At 38.4% G+C, this 22705-nt stretch carries 22 protein-coding genes and 2 pseudogenes; 21 read left to right on the top strand and 3 right to left on the bottom strand.

The annotated features are described in order from the left end of the window. The first annotated feature begins 75 nt into the window (after positions 1-75). From DXB91_RS04305 to DXB91_RS04255, 12 genes and pseudogenes are all read left to right on the top strand, one after another. Positions 76-321: a hypothetical protein gene (locus DXB91_RS04305; protein ID WP_008402103.1), complete on the top strand. Its 246-nt coding sequence runs from the start codon at positions 76-78 to the stop codon at positions 319-321. 18 nt (positions 322-339) lie between these two features. Then, positions 340-468, top strand: a pseudogene (locus tag DXB91_RS04300) (ParA family protein); the annotation flags it as partial. Further along, positions 452-823 (top strand): hypothetical protein, encoded by a 372-nt coding sequence (locus DXB91_RS04295; RefSeq protein WP_243003516.1) that lies wholly within the window; start codon positions 452-454, stop codon positions 821-823. The pseudogene DXB91_RS04300 and the gene DXB91_RS04295, both read left to right, overlap by 17 nt. Then, on the top strand, positions 820-1374 hold the full coding sequence (locus tag DXB91_RS14380; protein WP_243003515.1) for a hypothetical protein: 555 nt from the start codon (positions 820-822) through the stop codon (positions 1372-1374). The genes DXB91_RS04295 and DXB91_RS14380 overlap by 4 nt, the downstream gene beginning before the upstream one ends. A gap of 85 nt (positions 1375-1459) precedes the next feature. Then, positions 1460-1822, top strand: coding sequence for a DUF6017 domain-containing protein (locus DXB91_RS14375; RefSeq protein WP_243003514.1), 363 nt, complete (start codon positions 1460-1462; stop codon positions 1820-1822). 170 nt (positions 1823-1992) lie between these two features. Beyond that, positions 1993-2403: a VOC family protein gene (locus DXB91_RS04285; RefSeq protein ID WP_008400135.1), complete on the top strand. Its 411-nt coding sequence runs from the start codon at positions 1993-1995 to the stop codon at positions 2401-2403. Positions 2404-2486: 83 nt separating this feature from the next. After that, a complete protein-coding gene (locus DXB91_RS04280) occupies positions 2487-2903 on the top strand; it encodes a GNAT family N-acetyltransferase (protein WP_118016915.1) in 417 nt (138 codons plus the stop codon). Between the two features lie 355 nt (positions 2904-3258). Then, positions 3259-3972, top strand: a complete 714-nt coding sequence (locus DXB91_RS04275; protein WP_005609481.1) for a lantibiotic protection ABC transporter ATP-binding protein — start codon at positions 3259-3261, stop codon at positions 3970-3972. After that, the gene (locus DXB91_RS04270; RefSeq protein ID WP_004853398.1) at positions 3965-4696 is read left to right on the top strand and encodes a lantibiotic immunity ABC transporter MutE/EpiE family permease subunit; all 732 of its coding nucleotides are present in this window, start codon (positions 3965-3967) and stop codon (positions 4694-4696) included. Before DXB91_RS04275 ends, DXB91_RS04270 begins: the two co-directional genes overlap by 8 nt. 1 nt (position 4697) lies before the next feature. Further along, entirely contained in the window at positions 4698-5438 is a 741-nt protein-coding gene (locus DXB91_RS04265; RefSeq protein ID WP_117550258.1) for a lantibiotic immunity ABC transporter MutG family permease subunit, read from the top strand. A gap of 14 nt (positions 5439-5452) precedes the next feature. Continuing rightward, the gene (locus tag DXB91_RS04260; RefSeq protein ID WP_118016914.1) at positions 5453-6115 is read left to right on the top strand and encodes a response regulator transcription factor; all 663 of its coding nucleotides are present in this window, start codon (positions 5453-5455) and stop codon (positions 6113-6115) included. Continuing rightward, on the top strand, positions 6103-7479 hold the full coding sequence (locus DXB91_RS04255) for a sensor histidine kinase (protein WP_118016913.1): 1377 nt from the start codon (positions 6103-6105) through the stop codon (positions 7477-7479). Before DXB91_RS04260 ends, DXB91_RS04255 begins: the two co-directional genes overlap by 13 nt. Positions 7480-7899: 420 nt before the next feature. Here the strand turns inward: DXB91_RS04255 and DXB91_RS04245 are convergent, their stop codons facing one another. Continuing rightward, complete coding sequence (locus DXB91_RS04245) at positions 7900-9195, bottom strand: tyrosine-type recombinase/integrase (RefSeq protein ID WP_118016912.1); 1296 nt, start codon at positions 9193-9195, stop codon at positions 7900-7902. 160 nt (positions 9196-9355) lie between these two features. Further along, positions 9356-9973: a helix-turn-helix domain-containing protein gene (locus DXB91_RS04240; RefSeq protein WP_015568633.1), complete on the bottom strand. Its 618-nt coding sequence runs from the start codon at positions 9971-9973 to the stop codon at positions 9356-9358. Positions 9974-10158: 185 nt separating this feature from the next. On the opposite strand from DXB91_RS04240, the gene DXB91_RS04235 reads away from it, so the two are divergent. From DXB91_RS04235 to DXB91_RS04225, 3 genes are all read left to right on the top strand, one after another. Continuing rightward, on the top strand, positions 10159-10389 hold the full coding sequence (locus DXB91_RS04235; RefSeq protein WP_008121334.1) for a helix-turn-helix domain-containing protein: 231 nt from the start codon (positions 10159-10161) through the stop codon (positions 10387-10389). Between the two features lie 198 nt (positions 10390-10587). Then, entirely contained in the window at positions 10588-12351 is a 1764-nt protein-coding gene (locus DXB91_RS04230; RefSeq protein WP_118016911.1) for a MobA/MobL family protein, read from the top strand. 420 nt (positions 12352-12771) lie between these two features. Then, positions 12772-17265, top strand: a complete 4494-nt coding sequence (locus DXB91_RS04225) for a DUF6273 domain-containing protein (RefSeq protein ID WP_118016910.1) — start codon at positions 12772-12774, stop codon at positions 17263-17265. Positions 17266-17376: 111 nt separating this feature from the next. Here DXB91_RS04225 and DXB91_RS04220 read toward each other — a convergent pair whose 3' ends face one another. Further along, positions 17377-17604 (bottom strand): DUF6061 family protein, encoded by a 228-nt coding sequence (locus DXB91_RS04220; RefSeq protein ID WP_008119346.1) that lies wholly within the window; start codon positions 17602-17604, stop codon positions 17377-17379. A 321-nt stretch (positions 17605-17925) separates the two neighbouring features. On the opposite strand from DXB91_RS04220, the gene DXB91_RS04210 reads away from it, so the two are divergent. The 6 genes and pseudogenes from DXB91_RS04210 to DXB91_RS04175 all read left to right on the top strand — a co-directional run bounded on the left by DXB91_RS04210 (position 17926) and on the right by DXB91_RS04175 (position 22672). Continuing rightward, entirely contained in the window at positions 17926-18510 is a 585-nt protein-coding gene (locus DXB91_RS04210; RefSeq protein ID WP_118016909.1) for a hypothetical protein, read from the top strand. A 377-nt stretch (positions 18511-18887) separates the two neighbouring features. Next, positions 18888-19082, top strand: coding sequence for a hypothetical protein (locus tag DXB91_RS04200; protein WP_243003512.1), 195 nt, complete (start codon positions 18888-18890; stop codon positions 19080-19082). A gap of 127 nt (positions 19083-19209) precedes the next feature. Further along, the gene (locus DXB91_RS04195; RefSeq protein ID WP_118016908.1) at positions 19210-20184 is read left to right on the top strand and encodes a DUF4365 domain-containing protein; all 975 of its coding nucleotides are present in this window, start codon (positions 19210-19212) and stop codon (positions 20182-20184) included. Positions 20185-20621: 437 nt separating this feature from the next. Beyond that, a pseudogene (locus tag DXB91_RS04185) lies at positions 20622-20933 on the top strand (phospholipase D family protein); the annotation flags it as partial. A 24-nt stretch (positions 20934-20957) separates the two neighbouring features. Continuing rightward, positions 20958-21629, top strand: coding sequence for a response regulator transcription factor (locus DXB91_RS04180; protein ID WP_004851516.1), 672 nt, complete (start codon positions 20958-20960; stop codon positions 21627-21629). Next, positions 21629-22672, top strand: a complete 1044-nt coding sequence (locus tag DXB91_RS04175; protein WP_117550266.1) for a HAMP domain-containing sensor histidine kinase — start codon at positions 21629-21631, stop codon at positions 22670-22672. The genes DXB91_RS04180 and DXB91_RS04175 overlap by 1 nt, the downstream gene beginning before the upstream one ends. Positions 22673-22705: the final 33 nt, after the last annotated feature.

Genomic DNA, 22705 nt, shown 5'->3' with positions numbered 1-22705 from the left:
CAATTTGGCAGGGATATTTAATTACAAAATATTGAATATCCCTGCCTTTTATTTTCTATTCAAGGAGGTGTCAATATGTTAAAGATAAGGCTTCAAGGGACAAAAAATGACATACGCTGGTTTGTACGTTTACTTCAGAGAGATAAGCGATTTGACGTGAATAATGTTTCAACTTTTTTCGATAATGTTGGAACAGATAAATATAAACGTGTGTATGCAGAAGTATCAAGAAAGAAAAAGGATTCTGGTAAGAAACCAAGTAACGTTATGCAGGTAGAAGAAAAATGTCACTATGTAGGAAGTGGCATGGTGATTCGATAGGAATGGAGGTACAACGGTATGTGTAAGGTAATAGCAATCGTGAATCAAAAAGGTGGAGTAGCAAAGACTACGACAACAGTGAACTTAGGTATAGGTTTGGTAAGAGAAGGCAAGAAGGTACTACTTATAGATGCGGATAGTCAGGGATGAACTGCTTGACTTTGTTGACAGGAAAAAGATTGGTTTTATTCAGGGTGTTGATCTTTCGTATCTGAACGAGGAGCAGCAGCAGTGGGTACTCGATATAATACTCGACAGGAATATATTCCCTAATATAGAGCAGTCGGCAAGACTAAAGGCATCCTGCCGGGAAAATATGCTTACACAGGAAGAAGTGAGGAACATCATGCTTCCGGAACAGGTGTTAGCAAAGCCGAGAAAGGTAACGTTCAAGGCAGACAGATTGGATGACTACTTTGATGAAGGATATACGGAAGAAAAGATTACAGAGGTTATAATAAACCTCTTAGATGAATGGAAGAAAAGAGGTGAGAGGGCATGACTAATATTGTAAATACCGGTAATGCGTCGGTGGATGCGCTGGCAGAGATGAGCATTAGTGGCAATGTTACACCGGTAAATTGGTATAAAACAATTTTGCGTGAAAATGGCAAGCCATACCTTCTCGCTATCTGTGTGTTGTCGGAAATCGTGTATTGGTATCGTCCTGTGGAAGTACGGGACGAGCATAGCGGCATGACAATTGGTTACAGAAAAAAGTTTCGGGAGGATTTGCTACAGAAAACCTACAATAATTTTGCCGAGCAGTTTGGAGAATCACGGAGAAGTGTGAAGGCAGCGTTTGACAGATTAGAGGAAATCGGTGTGGTCCGTCGTGAATTCTGTAACATAGAAACAAATAGCGGAATGATCTTAAATAATGTCATGTATATTGATCTATGCGTTGATAGACTTTACACATGTACATATCTGAACATACCAGGAGATGACGAAGATGTAGAAAACACAGGGGAAGAAATACAAAAACAGGCTGAAAACCAAGCAAATAAGCCTGTTACAAAATTTTGTACCACCTCATACAAAGTTTTGTAAGACAAATACAGAGAATACTACAGAGAATACGGAGGAGATTACCTATCCTATCATTCCATCAGGCACAGGCGTGAAAACTGATACGATGGATAGGATGGATGAAGTGCGCTCATTTATCAAAGACAATATTGATTATGACGTATTGCTTCAGTGCCATCCTACAGAGAAGATGGACATAAACGAATTGGTGGAGCTGATGGTTGAGACCATAGCGGTTAAACAGCCAGTAATCCGTATCAATAAATATGATTTCCCATATGATGTTGTTCGGAGCAGATTGGAGAAGATAGATTTTCATACGATGGAGTATGTGCTGGAATGCCTTCGCAACAATACTACAAAGGTACGCAACATACGAAGCTATATGCTCACGACACTGTATAATGCTCCGGTAACATGTAGTAATTACTATAAAGCAGAAGTAAACCATGACTTTTATGGTAAGTAACGATTCATAGCTGCTGGAAACAGCAGTTGACTATATATTTTTCACCTTCCCTTCCTTTTGAGGGGCAGGAGGGCACACCTGCCTCTCGTTTTAAGGAGATTGCTGCAAGCATGATTCTTTGATATAATCAATGCAACAGTTTTACAAATTGGAATATACGGAGGTGGATTATGAGATTAGATGGATTTGGATTATTTGTTGAAGATATGGCGAAAATGATTCGCTTTTATAGAGATGTTCTTGGCTTTGAGATTAAAGAAAGCGAAGACACATCAAATGTTTATCTTGTTAAGGATGGAACATTGTTTTTGCTATATGGAAGAAAAGATTTTGAAAACATGACACACAGAAGGTATGAATATATAAAAGGTCTAAATGGTCATAGCGAAATTGCGCTCTATGTTGATACTTTTGAAGAAGTTGATATGGCATACAACAATGCTATAAAAAATGGGGCAACGTCTGTATTAGAACCAGAGCTTGAACCGTGGGGACAAAGAACTTGTTATATCGCCGATCCAGAAGGTAATTTGATTGAGATTGGTTCTTGGAATAAGGTATACGAGCAAAAAGATTTATAACTTCCAGTTTGTCGAACACATGAAAATTTGAATTTGTAAATCTGATTGATTTTATAATACAAAGTATTGGAGAGAAATAATATATGTTAGATTTAAAAATCAAATACAACGAACTAACAGCAGAGCAATTTATTGAATTATGGGAAACAGTATGGGGAGATGGACCATCTCTTGAGCAAACAAGACTAGCAATGAAACATACCATATTTAGAGTTTCTATATGGGACGGAGATTGCATTGTTGCTATGGCAAGAATGAATGGTGATATGGGACTTAATTATTATATTAAAGATGTTGTTGTCAGACCTGAATATCAGGGAAAAGGTATTGGAAGAATATTAATAGATGAATTAAGAAGGTTTATAAATAACAATGGAGTAAAAGGAACAGATATTTTTGTGGAGCTATGTGCGGTTCCAGATAAGATACCTTTTTATGAAAAATTTGGATTTGAAGCAAATGAGGCACAAAGATTAAAAATTTTTCATCATGTCGAGTAATATTAAAATTCCAGTTTGCCAACTTGCCCTTTGAGAGAGGAGAAATCCTTTTCTCAAAGGGTTTTTTCTATTTATACGGATATTCGCAAACTACAAGATAAAGCCAAAACTTCATATACTCTAAGCACAAGGAGGTTGAGGTTTATATAGTTTGGATGAAATCACGGAGATATTCTGTAAATTAGGACTTCGTATTTGTAACAGCTTTGCTGATTTCAGTGGAAAGCCGAGTTCTGATAATGATATTCAATTGATGGTTTATTCCATACGGGAATAAATCTTCATCAAATCTTTATTTTTTTCTGTTAGGTTATATTTCAGTAAGAAATGAAATATAGAAGGAAGGATAGTAAAGATGGAAATGATGTTACAGACACAAAATCTATGTAAATATTTTAGAAAACAGAAAGCGGTAAATAATGTTTCACTTAATATCGAAAAGGGACAGATTTATGGACTGCTTGGACCGAATGGCGCTGGTAAATCTACCACATTGAAAATGCTGACCGGTATGATGAAACCAACTGCAGGAAAGATTTACTTTGATGGAAAACTTTTGGATAGGAAAGATTTATCAAAAATAGGAGCGTTAATTGAAAATCCGCCTATTTATGAAAATCTTTCCGCCAGAGAGAATTTGAAGGTAAGACAATTATTGCTTGGTACAGATGAAAACAGAATTGATGAGGTCTTGCAGATTGTATCACTTACAAACACCGGAAAGAAGAAAGCAGGACAGTTTTCTTTGGGGATGAAGCAAAGACTAGGCATTGCAATGGCATTGCTTGGAGAACCGGAACTTTTGATATTGGATGAACCTACGAATGGATTAGATCCAATAGGCATCGAGGAATTACGAGAGCTGATCCGGTCTTTTCCGGAACAGGGAATCACTGTAATTCTCTCCAGTCATATTCTCTCAGAGGTACAGTTACTTGCAGATAAAGTCGGGATTATTTCAGGTGGAATCTTAGGATACGAAGGAGCATTAAAGCAGGGAGATAATCTTGAAGATTTGTTTATGAATGTGGTAAGAAAAAACCAGAAAGCAGGTGAAATCCATGGTTAATATTATAAAAGCAGAACATCAAAAAGCCAAAAGAACCATGCGAAAAAAGTTTATCTGGGGATTTCCTCTTCTTACATTTGTCATGGCATTTATATTTACTCTTGGGATGACAAATGCTTATGCAGAAAGTGTTTGGAACTGGTGGTATACACTTTTGCTGCCGGGGATGATTGCTCTATTTTGTTATCTTTCTGTGGCGCAGGAGAAAAAGATAAAATACTATCATTTAATGACTATTCCCACAGACAGAAGAAAATTGTTGCTGGGGAAAATTATTTATATTGGGTACATGATTTTGTTTTCTAATGTGATTGTGTTTGCAGGAGCAACGCTTGGAGGCTTTCTTCTAACGACACATGTTCCAGTTGGAGGAGCGTTGATTGCAGTATTGTTTCTGACGGTTTCTGAGTTATGGGAGATTCCGGTAGCTTTATTTTTAAGTGAACGATTTGGAATGATTGTAAACCTGTTCGTCTGCCTATTTATTACCGTCAGCGGTGTGGTAATATCACAAACCAGAATCTGGTATGTACTTGTTTCTGCAATCCCTATGCGAATGATGTGCCCGTTGCTTCATGTTTTACCAAATGGACTTGCCGCAGAAGCAGGGAATCCTCTTCTGGATACGGGAGTCATTGTTCCGGGAATGTGTCTCTCAATCATCTGGTTTGTTTTTGTAACGGTTCTGTTTTTGAAATGGTTTGAGAGAAGAGAGGTGAAATAAGATGATTGGAAGATCTCTTAATGCAGACTTGCGAAAGATGAAAGGAACATCTGTGATTCTGGCACACTTACTGATTCCGATTATAACCAGCGTTATATTTTTAATATATTACTTTTTTTCACCATGGAATGAAAATATGAAAGTGATTGCATTTTATCAGGCAATAGGAGCAGGACTTCCGGTACTTATTGGAATTTTTACAGCAAGTGTGATGGAACAGGAACAAAATGCAGGTGATTTTCAAAATCTGTTGTCTTTACCGGATAAACCTGCAGCATTTTTATCGAAACTGTTGATGCTACTGGTTTTGTGTCTGTGCTCTATCCTATTGACAGCAATCATATTCGGAATTGGATTTGGAAGAATCGCATCAAGCGATATCGAAATCATGAAAGGATGTATATTTGCAGCATTGCTGCTGTGGGGAAGCAGTGTTCCACTTTATCTGTTTCAGCTGATTCTGGCTTTTCAGTTTGGAAAAGGGGTATCCATTGGAGCAGGGATTATATCAGGACTAATTAGTGCATTGATGCTTACCGGACTTGGAGATTATGTGTGGAAATATGTATTTGTCTGCTGGACGGGTAGAGTACCATATACTTATCTGCAATCTGTATTGGGAGAAACTAGTGTAGGTGAATGGTTGTCATTCATACCAGGTTGCTTAATATTTACAGGGATTAGTATGGTATACTATTTTTGGTGGGTAAACCACTGGGAAGGAAACAGAATATCGGAATAGAATCGAGGGAAACTATGGCAAACATACTGGCAGTTGATGATGAACCGGCAATTTTGGAAATGATAGAAAGCATTTTGAATAAGGATGGACATCTGGTTACCAAAGTAAGTAATCCGCTGAAACTTAATATGGAAGAATTACATCGTTATGACCTGATTTTACTTGACATTATGATGCCTGGAATGGACGGCTTTGAATTATGCAAAAGAATCAGGGCACTTGTGGATTGTCCGATTTTGTTTCTTACCGCAAAAACGGAGGAAAAAAGTCTGGTGAACGGACTTTCGTTGGGAGCAGATGATTATATTTCAAAGCCATTTGGAGTGATGGAACTTCGGGCAAGGATCAATGCACATCTTAGAAGAGAGCACAGGGAACATTCTGTCCGGATGGTTTTGGGGAGGGCCTGTATTCAAATATCTCAAAAGAAACTATTGGTTGATGATAAGGAACTTCCTCTTACGAAAGCGGAGTACGAAATTTGTGAATTCCTGGCTAAAAACAGGGGACAGGTTTTCTCGAAAGAACAGATTTTAGAAGAGGTCTTTGGTTTTGACAGTGAGAGTAATGACAGTACCGTTATCACGCATATCAAAAATATAAGAGCAAAATTTGCGGATTATGATTATACACCGATAAAAACAGTCTGGGGGATTGGATATAAATGGGAAGAGTAAAGAGAAGCAATGCACTCAGCTGGATTTTTATGAGATATGTACTGGTCATGCTTGGATCATTAGTAGGTTTGGTGATTGTTGCTTGGCTGCTGCTGTACCTTTTGATTAGTGTGGGCTGTATCTATCCGGCGAATTATGCAGAGCAAAAGATTAATGAAGCATATGATACGATTTTACGTGCGGATAAAGTAACTGCTGAGATGATTCCTGCACTTTGTGATTATGTAATCTTTTCAGAGAATGGAGAGAAAATAGGTGGAGATCTGTCAGAACAATACGAACAGATAGCATGGAATGTTGCAAAGTACGGAAACGCATCCGGGAAATATTTTTATAAAGTAATTGTAAGGGAAAATGAATATGTTGTATTGCAATATCGCCTGACACCTCAATATCATTCAGCTTTTTTGAGGGAGCATTTTATAGAACCACAGAATGTGATGAGTATTATGTCAGTGATTGGAGCGGTAGCGATTATCATCATTCCGTCCATACGTTTTGGAAAAAGAATCAAAAAGCAGATGCAGCCTGTATTAGACGCAATCAGACAAATAAAGGATCAAAATCTGGAATATGAGACATCCTGTTCCGGTATCAAAGAGTTTGATGACTGTTTATCGGCAATCGATGATATGCGAGATGCATTGCGAGAATCTTTAGAAAAGCAGTGGAAAACAGAGCAGGAAAAGAAACAACAGATGTCTGCTTTGGCGCATGATATTAAAACACCTCTTACGATTGTACGGGGAAATGCAGAACTACTTTCAGAGACTGAACTGACCACAGAACAGAAGAATAATATCACTTATGTTTTGAACGGCACAACACAGATACAAAGTTATGTAAAACAGTTGATAGATGTCACAAAATCATGGAATTGCAGTGATGTTACCTATACAACGGTGAGGTTAGAAGATTTTTTCGCAGATATAAAGGAACAGGCACTCGGACTGGCAGAAATCTATCACCAGAAAATAGATTGGAAGGCGGGACAAAGTGATAAAAAAGTAACAATTGCTTATGATCCAATGTTTCGAGCCGTAATGAATGTGATTCAGAATGCAGTGGAGCATACAAAAGAAAATGGAATCATTTATATTGATGCAAAGGAGCAGGATGACCGGCTGACATTCATTGTGGAGGATAGCGGATCAGGATTTACAAAAGAAGCATTATTGCATGGCACAGAGCAGTTTTTTATGGATGACACAAGTAGAAATGGCGAAGCCCATTATGGGATGGGGCTATTTTTTGCAAAAACTGTGGCTGAAAAATATGGTGGAGGTATTAAACTTTCAAATTCTGAAAATACAGGTGGGGCGAGGGTAGAAATATTTTTCCTGAGTAGTCAAGAAACAAGCTAAATAGACCGCAATTAAGCTATGTAAAAGAAATTTTACATGCTTTTATCTAATATGTAAAAGCCTTTTGATAGACATTACTACTACGTTTGCTGTAATCTCATGGAAGAAGGAGGCATGACTTCTATGGTAAGTAACGATTCATAGCTGCTGGAAAAAGCAGTTGACTATATATTTTTCACCTTCCCTTCCTTTTTTAGGGGCAGGAGGACAAACCTGCCTCTCGTTTTAAGTGGATTGCTGCAAGCATGATTCTTTGATATAATCAATGCAACAGTTTTACAAATCGGGATTTGTGGAGAGATTTCCTGAACTTTCCGTGTTTTTCAAGGCATGCAGAGCCTTGTATGATGAAATGATATGTATTTTCCCTTATTTTTGCCCTTGTGAGATAATCGTGAGGGAAATAAGGGAAATTTCTTTTTAGTCATTGCCTGCCACTTTGTCGAGAAGCCTTGCCGAATCTCGCTTAGCTTTTCTGGTGGAGTGAGCATAGACATTCATAGTGGTACTGACATCTGAGTGTCCTAACAGTTCCTGCACATCCTTTGGAGCAGCTCCGTTTGAAAGCAAGTTGCTTGTATAGGTGTGTCTTAACTGGTGAAAATGAAATCCTTCAAATCCCTCCAGCCTATTGGAAACTGACCGGCACACAAGACCAAGTGTGCTTGGTAATTCAAGGCAACCATCCGGTCTTAAGCAGACAAATGATATTTCCTTATATTCTTCAGGAACAGCCTGTGTTCCATCCAGATGATAATATTCATAATACACTCTGTTTTTGTCCTGTACTTCTTTGTAGTAATTGCGGTGATAGAGTTCACCATACTGCATCCGGTTTTTAAGCTGTTCTTTTCTTGCTTCTTTCAGTATGCCTGCTAGCGTATCTCCGAAATCAACAATTCTTACTTTTTTTCGTTTGGTAGGTCCAATGATGTTCTTGTGTCTAGCTCCATCATAACGGATACTTCTCTTGATAGTCAGGTATTGTTCCTCAAGATTAATATCCTGCCATGTAAGACCACAAACCTCACCGATGCGAAGCCCTGCGTAATATGCTATCTGAATTGGCAGTATTGCTGGGGGATTCTTTTCTTCAAGGTATTTTATTAACCTCTGGTAATCTTCGTGTGAAATTGGCTGAACACCTTCTTCAATGTCATCATCCGAAAATAAATCCACATCCTCCGCCTGTTTTTTCAGCTTGATATACTGCATTGGATTGAAAGTAATAAACTGCTTTGGAAATACTGCAAATCGGAAAGCCTGCTGTAATACAGCAGAAAATGAATGGATATAATCCTTGCTGTATCCCTTTTTGACAGTTCCATCCGGATATTCGCCACCAAATGTCAGTAAATCAAAGAATGACTGTAAATGTTCCGCAGTAACATTTTTTAACTTTCTGTCAGCAATAGGATGTTTCTTGATAACCCTTATTGCACCGAGATAGTTTTCAACAGTTCCATTGCTTAATGTCCCTGTCTTTAGTTCTTCCTCAGACCATAAATTAAGTAAATCACCTACAGTGAGATTATCTGTCTTAGCAACAAACTTTTTATTATCATAATCATCCATTGCCTGACGGAGCAGTTTTTCCGTTTCACTCTTGCTTTCTGTTCCAGCGTATTCTTTCTGAACCAGATTGCCGCTTTGATCTTCTACATAGAAGCGGTAGTACCATTTTTTTCCTTTTTTTCTGACAGATCCTTTTGCCATAATCGTGTTTCTCCTTTCGATATTCGACAATCGGAACTGATGAAATGCTTCTTGCGTGTAGGCATCTTATGGACAAGTCCATAAGCCAATTCGCCGCTCGTCAAATCTGTAAACAGCTTGACTCGCTTGTGCTCATTGTATCATAACTCCGGTTGTCGTTCTATACCGAATCGGAATTATCTTCTAAGAGATTGGATAGTCTCTGTGCCGCCACATCCGGATTCTTGGAATATGTTCTTATGATGTCAGCTATATCATTGAATGCGTTTACTGAGTGAGTAATCTCTCTCAGAAACATTATTTCGTTATATTCCTGATTGGATTCAAACCCCATCTTTGCTGCTACATCTGCATATTCTGTATTTCCCTTGAAATTATTGCAGGCATTGGTAAATGAATCAGCAAAGAGCTTGTATTCGTTTAATACTGCCAGCAACAGGTTCTTGGCAAAATCTCCTTCTGCGTTATCAAGGTTTGTTGGAAGGTTTTCGATAATACCTGTCATTGCGTCTTTTATAAGAAGTTCTTTCTTATCTGTTATATCTGTTTCGTAGCTGTCAGTTTCACCTTTGAGCCATTCCACAGATACATGAAGTGCTTCGGAAAGTCCTTCCAGTACCATCTTCTTGGTATTGTCGATTGTTCCGGCTTCATAACGCTGTATGGTGGAAGCGGTGACTCCCATCTTGTCTGCAACATAAGGTTGTGTAAGGTTTAATTCTGTTCTTCGGCTTTTAGCCCTCTCGCCGATAATCCGGCGAAGTTCCTTATCCTTCATGTTGTCTGCCTCCTTTTTGATTATTCCTTTCGGTATGTTCATACTATATCATATAAAAATTAAAATTGCAATATGCAATACCATAATCATCTTTACAATTTCGTAACGCTTGACAATAAAATATAAATGCGATATACTGACAGAAAAAATAAATTGCATAATGCAATTTTAAAGGAGGCGGTTAAATGACGGAAAGAAAGATAGCTCTATCTATAGAAGATGCTGCCGACTATACAGGAATTGGAAGAAACACTCTGAGAAAACTTGTTGAGTGGGAAAAGCTTCCTGTTCTAAATGTCGGAAGAAAAGTTCTTATAAAAACGGATATGCTTGAAAAGTTCATGGAAGTAAACGAAGGTAGAGACTTGAGAGATAAGAGCAGCGTAAAACCGGTCACAAGAAAAGTGACAACTTAAGAGAGGCGGCTTCTAATGAAACCGCCTCTGATATATCAGACCGAAGCCATGATATACCTACACGCAAGAGGATTATAACATGTGCTTCTTCTGATATGCAACAACCAATTATTGGAATGGAAGGACAGGAAAATCACAAGATATCAAAGCCCTCGGCGTTTGAGAGCGAAATACACCCCTAGCACAAACCTGCGGTTTATGCTCAGCGTATTTCGCCCTTGCAGGGAGCAAAGCCACGCAGGCGTGACTTATACAAATGCTGTCGCATTTGGTTATGCCGGATACGGCAATAAGCCAACAACAATACCACTTATATTGTCTGTTCGTACTCCATTCCCACTAGCAGAGGAAGGAGAAGAAAGCATATTGACAACAAGACATTCATTTATACAGATGACCAAGCTGTCGAATGTCCGGGGAAGAATAACCTATATATCAAGCCATGCAAAGCAGGAACATCTGTATGCTGTCTATGAAACTACGGAAAGAAGTTACTGGACAGAACTTGCACGATGCAGCCAGCAGGAATTTAAGAAAAGCGGTGTTGAGGGAAATTGTATCGAGGCAAGAGAACTTATCATTGCCCTGCCTGAATCATTTTATGAACAGGAAATGTCCGATATGCTGCTAAAATCGTTTACGGATAAATTCAAAGAAAAGTATGGCGTGGAATGTGTTGCAGCACTTCACCACAATAAGCGTATGACAAATTTCCATATCCATCTTATCTTTTCCGAAAGGCAGTTATTAGCGGAGCCTGTTATAAAGATTGCCACAAGAAATATGTTCTATGATGAGCATGGTAATCATGTAAGGACTAAGAAAGAAATCCTTGATGAAGCTGGCAATATCCGCAAAAGATGTAAGGTTATAGGGAAAGGCGAGGTTTATGAGAAGAAGCTGTTTACCTCAAAGAATACGAGGTTCAAGCAGGAAGATTTTCTGGATGAGGTAAAACTATTCTATACCAGAATGATAAACCATTGGGTAACGGACGAAAAAGACAGATTAACAGTATTTGACCGCAATGGTCCATATCTTGCTACCAAGAAGATTGGTAGGAATAATCCAAAGGCAGAACAGATTGAGCAGGATAATAAGTTGCGGATGGACTGGAATCGGGAGGTTGACAGGGCAATCATAAGCAATGTTCCTATGGATGATATTTTACAGATAAAAAGGGAACATATCACAGAACCGATAAAAAGGTCGATTGAAATATATGGGAACAAACCTCAACGATTAGCATTGATACTTAATATGGCGATTACGGAACTGGTACTGCTGATATCGAAGGTGCTTGAAGCAGCCAGAGCTATTCGGAATAAGATACTGCATACAGATGTTACAAATGCCGAAAAAACAGATTTTACAAGCAATATAGTGGTAGATAACACAGATAATATTTCTGCTATTGAAGAATCTACAAAAGTTGAGAATAAAATAACAACGCAAGAAGAAACAATCAAGGAAGTTAATGTTACAAAACCAGACAAGCCTGTAATGACACCAGAGGCAGCCACATATCCAAAGCTTAAAAAAATAAAAGCAGAGCTTGATAATCAGAATAATCTTATCTTTCAGGCTGAACAGCAACGGGGTAATCTTGAGATTGAATTATCTGATTTGAAGGGATTGGCAAAGCTTACAAGAAAAGCTGAATTACAGAGAAAGATTGATGAAAAGACTGATTATATCAATCGATTGAAGATAGGACTTTCAAATATGGTTCGTAACTACGGATTTGAGAACATGAATGAATTTTATCTAAGCTACAAGGAATCTCAAAATGCATATGCAGAGTATCAGCAGGAAGTTGATGACTGGAAGAAATCCAATGACAATGCAGAAACACCAATGAATAAGACAGAAATGATGTCAGAGAAACTTGCCCGATTGCAGAAAGATGTTGGAAAGTTTAGACAAAACAATAGAAGAACATTTGACAAAGAGATGAGGTAATACTCCGCTTCTTTAGAAATGATGTCCAGCCAATATTACTATAATATCAGATTTAAATGATTGATAAATCCTGACATTTTTGCTATTCTAATTATTATAGAAATATTGCAACGGAGGTAGACAGGCATGGCGGTCAGAGAGATAATCTTAACAGCACAGCACAGCACAGCACAGCACAGCACAGCACAGCACAGCACAGCACTCTGACTGCGCCTTTTTTTCGACTGTTCATATTCATAAAAGGAAACGGATAAAAGCATCAATAAATATGTACATGGATAAGATGTATGTATTTAGTGGTGCTTTTTCTGTCTGATAAGGGGGGATCATTTGATTTGAATTTAAAGCATGGTCATACATGGAAATTAAGAAAACGTATCTATTTTAATACTATATTTACAAAAACAAAGGAGGATTCAGATGAGAAGATTAAAGCATAATTTTAAGAAAGGAATGGCGTTTGTTCTTACCTTTGCCATGATAGCAGGACTGGTTCCTGCTATGTCAGGCGGAGCAAATAAGGTGCAGGCAGCATCCGGTTCGGGAACGGAACCAAGTGTGTCAGCCTATGCCACAAAGACACAGTTGATGGATAATACATTTGCCCCGAATGCAGATGGAACTGCAGAAAATTATGGAATGATTGTATTTGGTAAAAAATCAGATGGAATAACAGCACAGGAATGGTATATCTTAGGAGAGGATAAGGGTGTATCAGGGGATAATACCATCATCTTTGCCACAAGCCCCATAGCAACAGGGCAGAAGTTTAATTCAAGCTATGACAATAAGTCTTTTGCTTCAAGTTTTGGTGTATATGCAAGTAATCCATCAGAAGTATATGCAAACCACTACGGAGCAAGTGAACTTCGAGTGGCATTGCAGGGTATGGCTACGAATACAAACTATTTCACCACAGCCGAGCAGGGCTTGATGAATGCTACCACAGTGAAAACGAAGGACACGAAGAACAGTAATGTGACCTATACCACCACAGACAAGCTGTATGCATTACAGGGAAATAATTATGGTGATAAAAAACTGTTGGCAGGAACCAGTGACAGTACAGTACTTGCCGTGTATAGTTACTGGGACGGCTATTCTTGGAGCAACGATTCTGTGTTCTGGCTGCGCTCGCCTTACGCTGATGATGCTAACATTGCGTCGCTCGGTTTTACGGGCTCTGGTGTCGGCAGCCGCAATGTTGACTACGATTACGCTGTTCGGCCCGCTTCCAATCTGAATCTGTCATCTGTTCTCTTCGCATCTGCTGCGACAGCAGCATCATCTGATACAAAATCGGAAAAGATAACAGACAGTGCGGCGATGACTTTAAGACTGGACGGAACAGGTAAGGATATTGGTACAGTAACATATAACACCACAACAGGTGATATTAAGGTGGTGAAGGGCAGTACATCACAAACAGTGGCACTTGTAGTGCAGGGCAAGGACGGAACAAATGACTGGTATTACAGTAAACAGATTACAGGAACAGAGACGATAAATGTATCTGCTATTGAGGCAGAATCAAATACACCGGCATCAATCAATTTATCAGCCTGCAAAATCTGGCTGGAAATAACCGAGGATAATGTTTCATATGCAGTAAACGCAGAAAAAGAGATTGAAAAAATCAATACCACCTATGTAACCAAAGAACAGTTGATGAATTCATTTAAACCATACAGTAATGGAACTGCAGTAAATTACGGCAAGCTGGTATTTGGTAAAAAATCAGATGGAACAACAGCACAGGAATGGTACATTTTAGGAAAGGATACAGGTGTATCAGGGGATAATACCATCATCGTTGCCGCAAGCCCGATTGCAAGAGGGCAGAAGTTTAATTCAGACATAAGCAATAAGAATGATGAAAATCTATGGTCAGATTGTGTTTATAGTGAAGCGACTATAACAGAAGTATACGCAAATCACTACGGAGCAAGTGAACTTCGTGATACACTGCAGGGTATGGCTACGAATACATCCTACTTCACCTCAGCCGAGCAGGGCTTGATGAATGCCACCACAGTGAAAACGAAGGATACGAAGAATAGTAGTGTAACCTATACCACCACAGACAAACTGTATGCGTTACAGGGAGATTATGATAATGACCAATACTTGTGGGCAGGAACCGATGACAGTACAGTACTTGCCATGAGTAGTTACTTGAGGAACGGAGAGTGGTTCTGGCTGCGCTCGCCTTACGGTGGTAGTGGTGACTTTGCGTTGTGCGCGGATCGGGGCTATTATGTCATCCTCGGCCGTGTCGACATCGACTCCGGGAGCCCTGTTCAGCCCGCTTCCAATCTGGATCTGTCATCTGTTCTCTTCGCATCTGCTGCGACAGCAGCATCATCTGATACAAAATCGGAAAAGATAACAGACAGTGCGGCGATGACTTTAAGACTGGACGGAACAGGTAAGGATATTGGTACAGTAACATATAACACCACAACAGGTGATATTAAGGTGGTGAAGGGTACCACATCACAAACCGTGGCACTTGTCGTACAGGGCAATGACGGAACAAATGACTGGTATTACAGTAAACAGATTACAGGAACAGATGTTGTGAACGTATCTGCTATTGAGGCAGAATCATATACACCGGCATCAATCGATTTATCAACCTGCAAAATTTGGCTGGAAATAACCGAGGATAATGTGGCTTATGCGGTCAATGCAACTGAGACAAATATTAAAATAATTCATTCAATAGCAATTACAGATATTGATACTCCGATGCCTGATACTGCATTGGATACCGAAGCATCATGTACAACAGAAGGTGTAAAAAGCACCACACCACAGATTACATGGACACCAAGTGATACCACAGCGGGATATAATATGAGATACACGGCAAGCATTACACTTACAGCAGATACAGGCTATGAATTTGCAGATAATGTGACAGCTACCGTATCAGGCAATACTGCAACGAGCGTTACACAGAATGCTGCAGATGGTACATTGACAGTAACCAAAGAATTTACAACAGACAAGAGAAAGATAGAAAGTGTAGCTGCGCCGACAGTACCGGCAAATAATACATTTACAACTTACTATGGCTATGACGGATATGATGAAACTCCTATAAGCGGAACTAACACGGAGCTTGGCAAGACGGCAACAGTAACATTTGAAGGAACAACGTTACCAACTACAGCAGATATGGCTGTGACATGGACCATTGAGAGTAACGGAGGAGTTTATGACAAAACGCCGGGAGCAGAGAACACCTTTAGGTGGACAATCCCTGAATCTGCATTGACAAATTATAATGCTGTTTACTGTCAGGGCTATGATACAATTACAGACAATATCACAGGCACGATTAAGCTTAAGAATAAAGCCGCAACCCCTGTCACCATCACCGGAACAGACAGCAGTATATCATATACAGGTGCAACCATTGATGTATCAAAGTATTTTAGCATCGACACGAATGCAGGAACTGCAACATATACACTTGTTGGCGGAACCGGAGAAGGCATGCTTTCGGATAAAACACTTACCGTAACCCATACAGGAACCTTTAAGATTAAGGTAAGTACTGCAGCAAACGGAATCTATGCGGCAGGAGAGAAAACAGTTACTCTTACGGTAGATAACGGAACTATCCTGTATACGGCAACTGATTCCAGCACAACCTATGACGGACAGCCACACAGCATCAGCGTGAGCGTGACTAATCCTGAAGGAACAGATGTAACCTACAGCACCGATGGCGTAACCTACGGCAGTGATAATCCTTCTTTTAGCAATGAAGGTACGCATACCGTATACTATCGGATTACGAAGGATAACTATATCACCGTTGAGGCATCAAAGACAGTAACCATAAATAAGAAGCCTGTTACCATAACAGCACATGAACAGAATATTATCTGGGGTAATGATATTAACCAAAGTCTGTATACCGTATCAGAGGATGGACTCATTACAGGTGACAGCATTAAAGAAATAACCCTTACACCAAGCACAACAGCTCGTACAGAGAATGGAACGATCTCCGTAAGTGGTGTGAAGATTGAAAATGCTGCAGGTGCGGATGTGACAGCCAACTATGATATTACAATGGCTAATGGTAATTTGAAGATTACCCACAATACAGCCCTTGCTCCTGAGCGGATTGAAGCATCAAAGACAAAGACCACGTATACAGCAGGCGATACCCTGAATGTGGATGACCTTGCAGTCACTGTGTACTATGCAGACGGATACAGTGAACCTGTGCAGGATTATACAACCAATGTATTCGCAATAGATATGTCAGCGGATGGAGATAAGATACTGACAGTATCATATACTAAGAATGGCGTAACAAAGACAAAGGATATTACAATAAAGGTAAATGCAGCTCTGGCATCTTATAAAATTATATCTGGTGCAGACAGTGAGTGGAAGCAGAATACAGACAGAACCATCACTATCGGAGGAAATGGAGAATTTTCTAAATTTGAAAGCGTAAAAGTTGATGGAAGCATAATTGATGCAAAGAACTACACCGCAAAAGAAGGTTCAACGATTATTATCTTAAAGGCAGATTACCTGAAAACACTTTCTGTCGGAACACATTCATTTGAAATCGTATGGGCAGATGGCTCAGCAGTTACAAGCTTTAAGGTAAGCAAGAATACATCAGATAATGAAGGTAGTAAAGACAACAACGGTAATAAGGACAACAGCAATGATAATCCAAATAGTAATCCGGCAGCTGTACCTGATGACAAGAAAACTAATGACAGTAACAGTGGAAATAATACAGACGACAGCCAGCAGATAACAGCACCTCAGACTGGCGATAACAGCCATCTAATGCTCTGGGTGACATTATTGGCTGCTTCACTTGCAGGTCTGCTTGCATTGTTAAGTGTACGCATGAAAAAAGATGATGAATAATATGCAGCGTTAAGACTTACGGCATATATATTCAGTAAAGGGGATAGTTTGCACGAAAGAAATGCTGGCTATCCCCTCTGTATATATGGTGGTATATGCAGAGTGTTATTCTTATGCGTCTTCTGCATCTACCCACATCTGCATAGTTCCATCAAGATATAGCTTAACATACTCTAGTGGCTCATCAATCGCAAGAGCATTTAACGAACATTGTGAGCAGGGAGTAGTTTTTAGTCCATCCTCTGCCTTATTACAGTCAATGCGTAACATATATCCGGCAGATGTGTAGATATCAATGCTGTTGTGATACATATTGTATTCTGCGTAAATGGTATTCATGTTGTGTCTCCTTAAAATCAAAAAATATTGAAGCATTTCAATCAGTTCACCATGTCAGTTTTATTTTGTGTTATACTGTTTTATAAGATTTTCTTTCCCTTACTTTTTCCCTTATCAGAGTTCGTAAAAACCTGTGGGAAGATATAACACAAGGGAAAGTCTAAGGGAAAGTTCACCTACCACAAACTTAGTGTTTTCAATGGCTCGTGAGAAATTTAGTAACAAAATATAACAGTTATTAAATTCCTTAGAATAGGTGAAATCTCAATCGGTATTTGTCGACTTGTTAATTTCCAATTTTTAGTGATAGGAAGATACGCAATGAATGGTTTGATTATAAAGGTACTCAGCATAAGTATTGCGGTAGTAACCGTAGTATACTTGATTATTTATAAAGGAAATACCATGATTACAAAGATATTTAGCGTGTGTATTATAGCAGCAATGGTAATATACTGGATTGTTTATGAAAGAAATACAAGAAAGCGAAAAAAACAGGAATTACAGCGTGATGACTATTTATTTGCGAAAGAAAACGATTTGCCGTTACAGATAAATTGGAATGAGATAAATGACTTTTTGTCAGATTCCGGATATGGTGTAAATATGCCAATGGAGAATTGGTTTATGATGGATTGGGCGAGACAGCCCTGTGTGGAGAATGGTATAAAAGAAGGAAAGTTTTCAATGAAAGGGTTTCGAGTGTTACAAGCTTTAAGTAACGATATGAAACACATTTTTTATGATGTGTGGTTTAATTATGACCGTGGTCCGGATATAGAAGATAAAAATAGGAAGTACGAAGCCGTAAAAAAGGTGTTGGATACAAAATACGCCGGTTTGTCAGAAGAAGTACGGAAGAATATATATGACCAATTTGTTAAGATATATGAAAGAAAAATCTAATTATAATACAAAGGATGAAGCTGTTGAGTTTTTAATGAATGAAACTAATCTTACATATGAAGAATGTTCTAAAGCCAACGATTTCCATATTAGACTAAATAAGAAAAATTAATATACAATTCAAGTTTGTAGGGAACAACAGCTAAGACAATTTTATAATAAAACAGCGTCAGAGCATTTATGTGTAAAAGCATGAATGCTCTTTTTTTGTCCTTTCCTGGACAAAGAACAAGAAAGCAGCTTTTGGACAAATTGTCCAGAAGTTCAAATAAAAAAGAAGGAGGATACCTGATGTATAGCAAAAATGGTATTCCGTGGGTAAGACCACCCACACAGGACAGGCAGCATAGAGAAAATAATATAGGGAGGACAGAACAATGGCCGATGAATTGACGCAGGAGTCGTTCCAGACAGGAAAGGCGATTGTGACTGTCAGCGTAGATCTGATTACTGCCATTGCAGATGCGTGCAAGCGGTCTGAACAACAGAATCCGGGTATGAGCGAGGAACAGAAGGAGACATTGCTCGGCAAGGTTGTCGATGGGGTAATGTCGAATTATACTATGCAATGAAACATCAGAGTATTAAGGGCGACAGGAGGACATGCCTGCCTCTCGTTTTAAGGGGATTGTTGCAAGCATGATTCTTTGATATAATCAATGAAACAGTTTAACGAATCGGGATTTGTGGAGGAATAGTATGAAAGAAAAATTACCAACATTCACATTAAATCAATCAGTGGGTAATAGAGCTGCTTCGGAACTTCAAGCAGTAATGCAGAAGTTTAGTGTGTTTCAAGAAATTGATACAAGTCAGGATTTGGGAATTGATTTTATAGGAACAATTATAGAGAACTGCCATCCAACAAAATATAATTTTAATGCCCAATGTAAAGGAACTGATGATAGCGAAATTAAGATGAACGCAGGTAAAACAGAATTTACCTATTCAATAAAGACGCAAACCATAAACTATTGGAGACAAAAGAAAGATGTTACTTTTTTGTTTTTGGTAGATATAAAAAAAGAAATTATATTTTGGACTGCACCTCTAAGAGAAGTTGAAAATCGTGATTTATCGAAACAAGATTCTGTGACAATCCATATTCCGGTAAATAATTGTATCAGTTCTAAAACAGATTGTTTAAGTTCAACTTTTAAGTTTGAAATAATAAGATATTATGCATGCTTTGGTCAAGATATTGTTTCGCAATTAAACCAAATACAACATATAAATGATAATAATGATATAGCAAATATGCTAGAGCTAATGGCTGTATTAGAAAAAAATATGACGCTTGTAAAAAATAAGTATGATGAAATAATCGATGAGTTAAATAATAAAATCGAAGAAGATCTAAAATGTACACTTAACTATTGTGTAAGACTTGATCAGATGGATGATGTTGTCCGACAATACTGTCCAAATGGGATTTTTAATACTAAATTTTCTAGTGGAGCTAACAAAAAAACAATAAAAGAATGCAAACTTGAGTTAGAACAATATGTGGAAAGTGACACAATTTCATATGAAAAACTGTATGAGCTTTCCAAAGAAATATATGAGATTAGATGTAATATTTTAGGATTTTTAAGAGAAATGGTATATGAAGATATGCCATTTACAAATCATGCAGATATCGATGAGGAGTGTATTAGGGTTTTAGGTTATTAGTTATAGGTTTGAACTACATGATAGAAACCAACACACATAGTTATTGTTAAATTCCAGTTTGTAGGGAACAACAGCTAAGACAATTTTATAATAAAACAGCGTCAGAGCATTTATGTGTAAAAGCATGAATGCTCTTTTTTTGTCCTTTCCTGGACAAAGAACAAGAAAGCAGCTTTTGGACAAATTGTCCAGAAGTTCAAATAAAAAAGAAGGAGGATACCTGATGTATAGCAAAAATGGTATTCCGTGGGTAAGACCACCCACACAGGACAGGAAGCATAGAGAAAATAATATCGGGAGGACAGAACAATGGTCGATGAATTGACGCAGGAGTCGTTCCAGACAGGAAAGGCGATTGTGACTGTCAGCGTAGATCTGATTACTGGATGAAAAATAAATTTTGTTGAGGTTAAATTGAGATTGACTTTGTATTGTATAAGGAAAGAATCTGCGAGACCGATTATACGGACGAAACTTTTGAGACAGAAAAGATTACATTAGTGTCAAATCCTATTCACACAGGTTCCAAAGAACCAGTAGTGTGGTATCAGTTGGGAGAATTGATGAAAAATGCAAAAAATCGTGTGAAGATCCACACGCCATATATTATCTGTAATGATATGATGTATAATACATGGGAGGAGATTGCAGAGAACGTTTCAGATTTTTCTATCATGACAAATTCAGTTGCAAATAATAGGAATCCATTTGGGTCTGCCGATTATGCGAAAAACAGAAATAGAATCCTGTTCTGATAAAGGAGGAAGAAGATCGTGTTTCAAATATTAATTGTAGAAGATGATAAAGAATTAAGCCAGCTATTCCAAAAAGTGCTTGAGAAGAATGGATATCAGGTCAAAAGTGCATCGGATGGAGCACTGGCATTAGAAATATTGGATAAAGAGTATATTGATCTGATCATTTCCGATATTATGATGCCGGTTATGGATGGCTATGAACTGGTGTCGGAACTCCGTTCAGCAGGATATCAGATACCGGTACTTATGATCACTGCGAAAGGTTCCTTTGATGATATGCGCCAGGGTTTTCTTTCGGGAAGTGACGATTATATGGTAAAACCGGTAAATGTGAATGAAATGGTTTTAAGAGTCGGAGCACTGCTTCGCCGTGCACAGATACTGAATGAACACAAAATTGTGATCGGTTCAACAGAGTTTGATTATGATGCAATGACGGTTACAACTGATAAGGAAAGTCTTGTTTTGCCTAAAAAAGAATTCCTGCTTTTATATAAGCTTGCAGCTTCGCCAGGCAGAACATTTACAAAACAACAGTTGATGGATGAAGTATGGGGATACGAGACGGAGGCAGACCCACATACGATAGAGGTACATATAGGAAGAATCAGAGAGCGTTTTAAAGATAACCCTGATTTTGAAATCGTAACAATGCGTGGAATTGGATACAAGGTGGTGAAAAAATAATGGAACAAAAGAAAGAAAAAGGATTGCGGATCCGATCCTGTCTGACTGGTGCAATCTGGCTGGCACTTGTATTTTCAACAGTCATATCTGCTTTATTATTTGCTTTTTTGAATCATTTTTTTAATCTGCCGGGCAGCATACCTGTGCTTGGCTGGCTTTTGATTTTCAATACATTGATTGCAGGGCTGATCACTTCCTTTATTAATGCAAAGTTACTGGAACCAATTACCAGACTTAGTAAAGCAATGAAGGAAGTTTCTCAGGGAGATTTTGAACAGCATTTGGAAACGAACAGCCGTATAGCAGAAGTTGGAGAATCTTATCAAAGTTTTAACGTTATGACAAAAGAACTTCGTGCAACAGAGGTGTTGCAGATGGATTTTGTATCTAATGTTTCTCATGAGTTTAAGACCCCGATTAATGCCATTGAAGGATATACAATGCTGCTTCAGGGAGAAGAACTGTCTCCGGATCAAGAGGAATATGTAGAAAAAATCTTATTTAACACCCAAAGACTTTCCGGATTGGTTGGTAATATTTTGCTGTTATCCAAGTTAGAGAATCAGAATATACCAATGAAAAAAACAGAATATCGTCTGGATGAACAGATCCGCCAGGCATTTCTTTCATTGGAAACAAAATGGACAGAAAAAGAAATTGGTTTTCAGGTAGAATTGGAGGAAGTTAAATATACTGGGAATGAAGGACTTTTTATGCATATCTGGTTAAATCTTTTGGATAATGCGATTAAGTTCAGCCCTTCAAAGGGGACAATTATGATGTTTCTGAAACAAGAACAGGATTCTGTTAAGTTCATTCTGGAAGATGAAGGACCAGGAATAGAGGATGATGTAAAATCCAGAATATTTGACAAGTTCTATCAGGTAGATGGATCTCATAAAGCAGAAGGAAATGGTCTAGGTCTTGCACTTGTAAAACGGATTGTAGATAGTGCCGGAGGAACAATCAAAGCAGAAAACCGTGAATATGGTGGATGCAGATTTGTTATAGAGCTGCCAAAGCAGAAAGATGAGATTATATAGTTTTAAGATAAATTAGAAGATGGGAGAATTTAT

This window comes from Coprococcus sp. OM06-34AC, from assembly GCF_003462545.1.
GTDB classification, from domain to species: domain Bacteria; phylum Bacillota; class Clostridia; order Lachnospirales; family Lachnospiraceae; genus Coprococcus; species Coprococcus aceti.
This window is presented reverse-complemented; position numbering and strand designations above follow the sequence as displayed.